Here is a 2,398-nt window from a genome sequence, read left to right as displayed (position 1 = left end):
GGGGCCGCCGGTGCCGCGCCCGGGGCGGCGGGCGGCAGCGATCCGGTGCCGTGCACCCAGAAGGAGTTGACCGGCCCCAGGCCCTGCGCCGCGCGCGCGTCGTTGAAGGCATGGGTGTAGAGCAGCATCTGCATCTCGCTTTGCAGGCGGTGCAGCAGGCGGGCCTTTAGCGCATCGGGCATCCAGGCGCGCACGTCGCGCTGGATCACGCGGTCCAGCGAGGCGGTGGCGAGCCCTTCGAACACGGCGCCGCGCGCCAGCCAGCGCGTGGGCTGCTCATAGGCGAGCACGATGCCGTCCTCGGCGAACCAGGGCGCCACGATGGCCAGCAGCGCGCGCGATGCGGCCTCGTCCAGGCGCAGCGCGGCCGGATCGCCGACGGTGACGTGCTCGGTGGTCACGCGCCATTCGCAGGGCGTGACGAAGGCCCAGGCCGTGCCGCCATCGCCATCGGCGCCAGTGACGCCGGTCTGGCGCTGGTGCCAGGCGGCCCAGGGCGCTTGGCGGCTGGTGGCCGGCAAACCCAGGTGGCGGGCCAGGGCGCGCTCGTGGGGGGGGATGAAATCGGTTTCGTCTCCGGGGTCGGTGGCGGGGGCCGGCAGGCGGGCGAGCAGCCGGTCGAGGTGGGGCAGGGCGAGGTCCTGCAAGGCCTGCTGGCATCCGTCCGAGGGGCTGGCCGCGAACGGAATGAGCAAATGGGGGGTGTCCGACATGGGCGTATTGTCCGGGATGCCACAATCGGCGCCGCCCGGTGGCCGACATTTCCAGAGCGGCGGCGGGCCTTCCATCACACCCATGCAAATTCCCTACGAGCTGGCCCTGGGCTGGCGCTACACCCGGGCCGGGCGCGCCACGCGGCGCAACGGCTTCATCTCGTTCATCTCGGGCGTCTCCATGCTGGGCATCGCGCTCGGCGTGGCGGCGCTCATCATCGTGCTCAGCGTGATGAACGGCTTTCAGAAAGAGGTGCGCGACCGCATGCTGAGCGTGGTCTCGCACATCGAGATCTTCGCCCCCCACGGCGCGGCGCTACCGGACATGCCGCGCACGCTGGCCCAGGCGCGGGCCAACCCCGAGGTCGTGGGCGCGGCGCCGTTCGTCTCTGCGCAGGCGCTGCTGGCGCGCGGCGAGGACATGAAGGGCACGCTGGTGCGCGGCATCGACCCGCTGCGCGAAGGCGAGGTGACCGACCTGGCCGCCGCCAACGTCGACGCCCTCAAGGCCCTGGTGCCGGGCGAGTTCCGCGTGGTGCTGGGCAGCGAACTGGCCCGTGCCCTGGGCGTGCGCCTGGGCGACGCGGTCACGCTGATCGCGCCGGGCGGGCAGGTGACGCCCGCGGGCGTGGTGCCCCGCCTCAAGCAGATGACGGTGGCGGGCACGTTCAACTCGGGGCATTACGAATACGACTCGGCGCTGGTGCTGCTGCACCATGAGGACGCCGAGCGCATCTTCCGCCTGGAGGGCCCGACCGGCATCCGCCTCAAGCTCAAGGACCTGCACCGCGCGCCCCAGGTGGCGCAGGAGCTGGCGCACTCGCTCACCGGCGACCTGCTGATCCGCGACTGGACGCAGCAGAACCGCACCTGGTTCGCCGCCGTGCAGCTGGAAAAACGCATGATGTTCATCATCCTCACGCTCATCGTGGCGGTGGCGGCGTTCAACCTCGTGTCCACGCTGGTGATGACCGTGACCGACAAGCGTGCGGACATCGCCATCCTGCGCACCCTGGGCGCGAGCCCGGGCAGCATCATGGGCATCTTCGTGGTGCAGGGCGCGATGGTGGGCGTCATCGGCACGCTGGCCGGCCTGCTGCTGGGCCTGGGGATCGCGGTGAACATCGACGTGATCGTGCCGGCCATCGAGCACGCGCTGAACGCGAGCTTCCTGCCCAAGGACATCTACCTCATCAGCAAGATGCCGAGCGAGCCGCAAAGCAGCGACATCGTGCCCATCGGCATCATTTCCTTGGTGCTGGCCTTCGTGGCCACGCTCTATCCCAGCTGGCGCGCGAGCCGCGTGAACCCCGCGGAGGCCCTGCGCTATGAATGACCTGTCCACCCCCGGCGCCGCCGCGCCCCATGCCGCTGCCGCCGCCCGCGGGCCGGTGGTCCTGCAGGCCCGGGGCCTGACCAAGCGCTTCACCGAAGGCCGCCTGGACGTCACCGTGCTGCAAGGGGTGGACCTGGATGTGCATGCCGGCGAGACGCTCGCCATCGTCGGTGCCTCGGGCTCGGGCAAGAGCAGCGCTGCTGCACCTGCTCGGGCGGGCTGGATGCCGCCCACCGCCGGCAGCGTGCAGCTGCAGGGCAAGGCCTTCGACACGTTGTCGGCCGACCGCCAGGGCCAGCTGCGCAACCAGCACCTCGGGTTCATCTACCAGTTCCACCACCTGCTGCCG

Annotated in this window: 3 protein-coding genes; 2 read left to right on the top strand and 1 reads right to left on the bottom strand. The window is 71.1% G+C overall.

Annotated features, from left to right (window positions below; all coding sequences use genetic code 11):
• Window positions 1–713 (bottom strand): phosphoglycerate mutase (locus tag AC27KI_RS22935; RefSeq protein WP_487116011.1); only part of this gene is annotated, 713 nt, incomplete at its 3' end.
• An 82-nt stretch (window positions 714–795) separates the two neighbouring features.
• Here AC27KI_RS22935 and AC27KI_RS22930 point away from each other — a divergent pair.
• Together AC27KI_RS22930 and AC27KI_RS22925 are read left to right on the top strand one after the other, a co-directional pair.
• Window positions 796–2,049, top strand: coding sequence for a lipoprotein-releasing ABC transporter permease subunit (locus tag AC27KI_RS22930; RefSeq protein ID WP_317356495.1), 1,254 nt, complete (start codon window positions 796–798; stop codon window positions 2,047–2,049).
• A partial coding sequence (locus tag AC27KI_RS22925) for an ATP-binding cassette domain-containing protein (RefSeq protein WP_487116009.1) occupies window positions 2,042–2,398 on the top strand: 357 nt, incomplete at its 3' end. The genes AC27KI_RS22930 and AC27KI_RS22925, both read left to right, overlap by 8 nt.

Source organism: Acidovorax sp. KPB24-03 (assembly GCF_057546605.1).
This window is presented reverse-complemented; position numbering and strand designations above follow the sequence as displayed.

Bases quoted from the DNA above. Each gene is read 5' to 3' on its own strand.
- AC27KI_RS22930 (WP_317356495.1), top strand. From the start codon at position 796: ATGCAAATTCCCTACGAGCTGGCCCTGGGCTGGCGCTACACCCGGGCC.